A 5990-nucleotide genomic window follows, 5' to 3' on the forward strand; every position below is an offset into this window, starting at 1 on the left:
AGCTAGGTAAGCCTGACAGTTACAAAGTCGCAGACTAGTTACTACTCCAATCATGGGTTGGGTGTGTCAATTTTCCCATTCACGCAACAACGCCCCTGTGCGTTGGCTTTGCCCGCCGTAGGCATCGCTCGTATTCCAAGGGCAACATTGTAAAATAGCTGCGATCGCACATAAAATAAAGACAAATTAATAAAATGGGGTGTTATATGGCAACCCAACTCGGTGAAGCTAAATCTTCAACAGAACTGATAATATCTTGGGAAGCGTTGCCCGCAGATTTTCAGTTAGAGGATGAACCAGTGGAAAATACAGGTCAGCCACTATTGGCTGGTGCTTTGCGCGAAAGCCTTGAGATAAGTGGTTTCATTCAACCCCAGATGTTAATCGCCTCAAATTTTGGACTTTGTGCGACAATAAACGATCAGTTTGTAGCGAAAGCACCTGACTGGGTTTATGTTCCAGCAGTAAATGAAGTTTTAGCAGAACGCAAAAGCTACACACCTAATTTAGAAGGTGAGATTCCGTCAGTGGTGATGGAATTTCTATCTGATACTGACGGTACAGAGTACTCTTTTAAGCGAATCTATCCGCCAGGAAAATGGTTTTTTTACGAGCAGATTCTTCAAGTACCAATTTACGTGATTTTTGACCCTAATGGCGGTTTGTTAGAATATTACGAACTCCAAAACAAGCGTTACGAGTTACAAGAGCCTGACGAAAATGGTCGTCATTGGATTGATTCAATGGGCTTATTTTTAGGAACTTGGCAAGGAACAAAAGAATCCAGAACTGGTTATTGGTTGCGCTGGTGGGATAAAGCAGGTAATTTGTTACCTTGGGCAGTAGAACAAATTGCACAAGAACGTCAACGCACCGAACAAGAACGTCAGCAAAAAGAACGGCTAATTGCCTATTTACAATCTCAAGGTATCGACCCAAATAATTTGCCAGATAGCTGAGTTACTTAGTTTAAGCAAAAATTAAGTGCTAAGTGCGATCGCTTTATCTGTATTTTGCTATTTCTTCATAAAAGTAGTAAAAACTACACTTTTGCATAAGTAAGTTTCAGTATGAAACGAATTTTGAAGGAGTGGGGTATTATACAGAAATTCAAGTACAGCTAAAAAGCTACTGCCAGAGAAAAAAGAAATAAAAGAAAAAAATAACGTTTTTAATGAATCAAAAAATAGAATTATTCGTCACTTAAACTATCAATTCCTTACTTGTTTTTACTGGAGGATGATTCATGTCATCACAACTGTTACGCTTGATATCTTTAGGCAGTATTGGCTTATCTTTGTGTCTGGGCAATTCGGCAGCAATGGCGCAATATGATTCTACTGGCGATGGTGGTGGTGTAGTAGTACCAACAGTACCATCAGATGGGTCATCAGTTCCAATAGACACATCAACAGGTATACCCCCTTCATCCTCAGCTGATGGTACAACTCGGTTTACCTGTCAGACTTACAACGGTCAGTCCACCGTTATGTATCAACCACAAAGTCAACCAGGACAATTCTTTCCTTGGGCTGCACCTGCAACTTTAGGCGGTGGTTGGGACGCACAAAAGCGTTGTGCAGCAATTGCTAGTCGTTTAGAACTTTATCGTCCAGATGGCTTACAAGAACTTCAGACATCTGTAGAAAATAACGAAAATGTTGTCTGCGTCACAACTGAAGCGAACCCAAGCTGTAGAATTGTGCTGACAGTACCGCGTGGTAAAGACCCCGTTGTAATCCGCAATAGTATTTTTCAAAATTTGACTACTGCTGATAATGGACAGCAAACTATCGCTGTTAACACTTATGGCGATCGCAGTAGTGGGGGAAGCGAATTATATAATTTAGGACGCACACTTCTAGGCAGTGGCAATAATCGAGTTAGTTCATATAGAGGTGGCATTAATCTCAAACCTTTCCTCGATCGCAAAGATGGCGGTACTGCAAATAAACTCCGCAATGGAGTCGCAATTGGTCGTCAGTCTCAACCTAACTCTGTTCGCTTAAATCCTCGTAATTTCCGATAAGTAACAAGAAATTGAAATCAGCCTCTGGTTTAGTTATATCAACCAGAGGCTATTTTAGAGCTTTTATTTTGTCACCATGTCCCGCCAGGATTAGAATGCACTTGCTGTAGGGCGGACAATTATTTCATTGACATCAACATCATCCGGTTGGGATACAGCATATAATACGGCTCTAGCGATCGCATCAGGAGTCAGTGCGGTTTTACGGAATTCTCTCAAAGCACCTTTTGCAGACTCCTCCGTGATATCAAAGCCGAGTTCAGTTTCAACCACACCAGGAGATATTGTTGTGACGCGGATATTTTTTGATTCCTGACGCAATCCTTCAGATATTGCCCAAACAGCATATTTTGTCGCACAGTACACCGCACCAGTAGGCACGACCACATGTGCGCCGATAGACGCGGTATTGATAAATTGTCCGCCGCCTTGTGCTTCCATAATCGGTAGACCAGCAGCTATGCCATTCAAAACGCCGTGGATATTCACGTTAATCATGTTATCCCACTCCTCGACTTTCAACGCATTCATCGGGGATAGAGGCATAATACCTGCATTGTTATAGATAACATCGACGCGGCCAAACTTATCTTTGGCAAAGTGAATGAAGGCTTTCATCTCCTCACGATTGGCGACATCTACAGCTTTTAATTCTGCTATGCCGCCTTCCTTGCGGATATCTTCAACAATCTTTTCTAGCTTTTCTGTACGCCGTGCGCCCAAAACAACTTTTGCGCCGTTTTTGGCCAGCAGTTTAGCGGTGGCTTCACCGATTCCGCTACTAGCTCCAGTAATGACAATAACTTTGTTTTCTACGTTTGACATGATTATTTTCCTTTCTATTCACCAAACCTTTTTTGGCAAGAGTCAAAGCAGTATTCTTGCCCAGTCCTCTGCCCGATCCCGTTACCAGACAATTTTGATAATTGCCTTATCCTTTGACTGTTTCTTTGGCATGTATTCATAATATGGATTAAAAAGCGATTACTAAATACACAAAGATCGCGGATTATTGCCTAATTCTCCAAAAAACTTTTTATGAAAGGATCAATATTTTCTATAATCAGCGAATCAGAATGATTAAATCAGTCAAAAAGCCAGCATGACGATTGAAATACTAAAGCACGGTGCGGCCATTAATGAGTGTAAAGAACTGGCGGCATTACTAACTCGTTACACCGACGACAAGGGGAACGGTGTCCATAAAACAGATATAAATCATCTGGAATTTATGCGGGAATCTTCCGCTTCCACGTCAATATGCGGTGTTTATGAACCTATTTTCGCCATAGTTGTTCAGGGCAAAAAAGAAGCATTGCTGGGTGAGGAAACCTATTGTTATGGCGCGGCTCAATATCTTGTTGTCTCAGTTCATTTGCCGCTAAGTGCATTTGTTGTAGAGGCCACGCCAGACAAGCCGTATTTAGGATTCAAGCTAAATTTAGACCCAGTTCAACTCTGCGATCTTATTGTCCAAATCAAACCAGGCAGAGATAAGAAAGAAAACTCTGTTAGAGGCTTATTTGTCAGCAACGCCAATGCACCGTTGCTCGATTGCGCCATCAGACTAACACGGCTTTTAGATACGCCACAGGATATTCATATCCTAGCGCCGATAATTATCCGCGAAATCTATTATCGCCTTTTAATGGGGGAACAGGGCGAAGCTGTCCGCCAGATTGCGACATCCGGCAGCAATATGCAGCGCATCGCCGAGGTAATAAAACTCATCAAGGCTGATTTGACAAAGCCGATGCGGGTTGAGGAGCTAGCTGGACAGGCAAGTATGTCTCCTTCATCTTTTCATCACCATTTCAAATCAGTGACATCAATGAGTCCGCTTCAATATCAGAAGCAATTAAGACTATTAGAAGCACGTCGCCTGATGCTCGCCGAAAAATTCGATGCGGCTAATGCTGCCTATAAAGTGGGTTATGAGAGCCAATCACAGTTCAGCCGCGAATATTCCCGGATGTTCGGTGCGCCACCGATGAGGGATATTGAACGTTTACGCACAGCCTAAGCGTAGACATACATCAGCTTTACGTTGGCACAATTACTTACTTTACAAATCTTAATCAAAATTCTATTCCGATATATCACGATATGTTCCGATATATCGTATAGTAGAGAAAGTTGATTTGAGATTGATTTATGTTTAGACATTTTCGTTCACGGTTTGGAACACCTGCATGGGCAGGAGTTAGCGAAGAGGATTCATTGCTTGTCAAGTCTTGGTTTAGCCATGATAAGCATCATGGTAGAGAACGTAGAGAACATGGCAAACACTTTGGTAATGAAATGTTTGGTCGTGGTTGGGGAGATGAACATCGTACTCGTCGGGGTGACATCAAGTTCATCCTGCTAGAGTTATTATCCGAGCATCCTAGTCATGGTTACGACCTGATTAAAGAGATGGAGACTCGTTATGGTGGTTTCCGTCGCCTCAGTCCTGGCTCTGTATATCCCACACTCCAATTGCTGGAGGAAGGGGGTTATCTCAAGAGCGCACAAGAAGGTGGCAAGCGGATTTACACGATTACCGATGAGGGTAGACAATTATTAGCAGAACGTTCCCAACAGGAGACTTCAGATACTCCTTGGGATACCGTCAAAAGTTTCGTCAAAGGTAAGCCCCAAGAGTTTATTGAGTTGCGGAATGCTGCAACAGAATTAGCTGCTGTTGTGGTACAGGTTGCTCGTAGTGGCAATGTGGAGCGAATAAATCGGGTGCGTGAGCTTTTAGAGCAAGTTAAACGGGAAATTCACGCGATTCTGGCTGAAAAATAAGTAGAGACGCAAATTTTTGCGTCTCTACATTCTCAGAGTTTGCGTTTATAGGTTAGAAGCGATCGCACTTAAATCTGGCTCAATAAGCGAGTTAAGCAATGTCCACAACTGCAAATCAGTAAAATCTGGAATTGCCATAAATGCGCCGACTTCCTGCAAAACTAGCGGATCGTGGGTAGAAGCGATGCCAATAGTGCGGATGTCTGCGCTCACCGCCGCCCAAATACCAGAGGGAGAGTCTTCTAATGCGATCGCTTCCTCTGCTGAAATCGCCAATTTATTCAGGGCGACTAGGTAAGGTGTAGGGTCGGGTTTACCTGCTACACAATCATCCGCTAAAACAACTGTATGGAAAGCTTCTTTTATTCCCAATACCTCTAGCATAAATTCTGCATTTAATCTAGGGGCATTAGTTACTAATGCCCGCTTTAACTGATGTGTCTCTGTCCATGCTAGTAGTTCAGAAAATCCATTCAATGGTTTAAGATCCGGGGCGAGTTTGCGGAAAAGCGCCTCTTTTTCGTCTGCAAATTTCTGCCCTTCTGCGGTTGATAATTGTGGCAAAATATCCTTAACAATTTCTGGATTTAGCCGCCCGCTAATTCGGGATTTATAAAATGTTTCGTCAATTTTAACGCTGTAATTTGACAGCATTTCCTGCCAAGCTCGGTAGTGTATGGGGTCAGTGTTGACAATAGTGCCGTCTAGGTCAAAGAGAATTGCAGCCAGCATAATTTTTTGGTAAAATGTAAATAATTGTAAACTTAATTTACATAGTTTACATCGTTTTTTGTCCTTAGCGATCGTTCCGAGTTAGCGTATCTCAAACCCTATTGATAGTTGGATTCTAGGAGGGAGTGGAGTTTGAGAAAGCCGCCATCAAAACGGAAAACATATATTTGCTAAGTCAGTAAATGTGCTTTGAATCATAATTTCTCATGAAATAGCCAGAAAATATTAGCTCACTCTCGCAAATTGGCAGAGACACTGGGTAAATCAGAGCAATATTGTTTTTTAGCCATTGGTTGAAACTCCAGCAATGAATTCATCAAAAGATTTATAAAATCATTTCATATAAACAATAGAACTCTTGCAAAAGTTTTTTATGATATAATGAAGAAATTGCAAATTTGCAATTAGGACTTAAGTTAGCAGTGAAATTTTGGAGAGC

General features: G+C 42.1%; 6 protein-coding genes. 4 read left to right on the plus strand and 2 right to left on the minus strand.

The features are described 5' to 3' along the window. Nucleotides 1-206: 206 nt before the first annotated feature. Nucleotides 207-959 carry a Uma2 family endonuclease gene (locus tag V7K42_RS22290; RefSeq protein WP_334919480.1) on the plus strand — a complete coding sequence of 251 codons (753 nt, stop codon included), beginning with the start codon at nucleotides 207-209 and terminating at the stop codon, nucleotides 957-959. Between the two features lie 287 nt (nucleotides 960-1246). Continuing rightward, nucleotides 1247-2029 carry a COP23 domain-containing protein gene (locus V7K42_RS22295; RefSeq protein ID WP_094340778.1) on the plus strand — a complete coding sequence of 261 codons (783 nt, stop codon included), beginning with the start codon at nucleotides 1247-1249 and terminating at the stop codon, nucleotides 2027-2029. A gap of 90 nt (nucleotides 2030-2119) precedes the next feature. Here V7K42_RS22295 and V7K42_RS22300 read toward each other — a convergent pair whose 3' ends face one another. Further along, complete coding sequence (locus tag V7K42_RS22300) at nucleotides 2120-2854, minus strand: SDR family oxidoreductase (RefSeq protein WP_334919481.1); 735 nt, start codon at nucleotides 2852-2854, stop codon at nucleotides 2120-2122. A gap of 277 nt (nucleotides 2855-3131) precedes the next feature. Here V7K42_RS22300 and V7K42_RS22305 point away from each other — a divergent pair, with 277 nt between their 5' ends. Then, complete coding sequence (locus tag V7K42_RS22305; RefSeq protein WP_334919482.1) at nucleotides 3132-4052, plus strand: AraC family transcriptional regulator; 921 nt, start codon at nucleotides 3132-3134, stop codon at nucleotides 4050-4052. A gap of 131 nt (nucleotides 4053-4183) precedes the next feature. After that, the gene (locus V7K42_RS22310) at nucleotides 4184-4819 is read left to right on the plus strand and encodes a PadR family transcriptional regulator (RefSeq protein WP_334919483.1); all 636 of its coding nucleotides are present in this window, start codon (nucleotides 4184-4186) and stop codon (nucleotides 4817-4819) included. Between the two features lie 45 nt (nucleotides 4820-4864). Here V7K42_RS22310 and V7K42_RS22315 read toward each other — a convergent pair whose 3' ends face one another. Continuing rightward, nucleotides 4865-5551 (minus strand): HAD-IA family hydrolase, encoded by a 687-nt coding sequence (locus V7K42_RS22315; protein WP_334919484.1) that lies wholly within the window; start codon nucleotides 5549-5551, stop codon nucleotides 4865-4867. Nucleotides 5552-5990 lie beyond the last annotated feature (439 nt).

This window comes from Nostoc sp., assembly GCF_036917455.1.
Lineage (GTDB): Bacteria > Cyanobacteriota > Cyanobacteriia > Cyanobacteriales > Nostocaceae > Nostoc.

Coding starts and splice junctions, on each gene's coding strand:
- V7K42_RS22290 (WP_334919480.1), top strand. CDS start 207: ATGGCAACCCAACTCGGTGAAGCTAAATCTTCAACAGAACTGATAATA.
- V7K42_RS22295 (WP_094340778.1), top strand. CDS start 1,247: ATGTCATCACAACTGTTACGCTTGATATCTTTAGGCAGTATTGGCTTA.
- V7K42_RS22300 (WP_334919481.1), bottom strand. CDS start 2,854: ATGTCAAACGTAGAAAACAAAGTTATTGTCATTACTGGAGCTAGTAGC.
- V7K42_RS22305 (WP_334919482.1), top strand. CDS start 3,132: ATGACGATTGAAATACTAAAGCACGGTGCGGCCATTAATGAGTGTAAA.
- V7K42_RS22310 (WP_334919483.1), top strand. CDS start 4,184: ATGTTTAGACATTTTCGTTCACGGTTTGGAACACCTGCATGGGCAGGA.
- V7K42_RS22315 (WP_334919484.1), bottom strand. CDS start 5,551: ATGCTGGCTGCAATTCTCTTTGACCTAGACGGCACTATTGTCAACACT.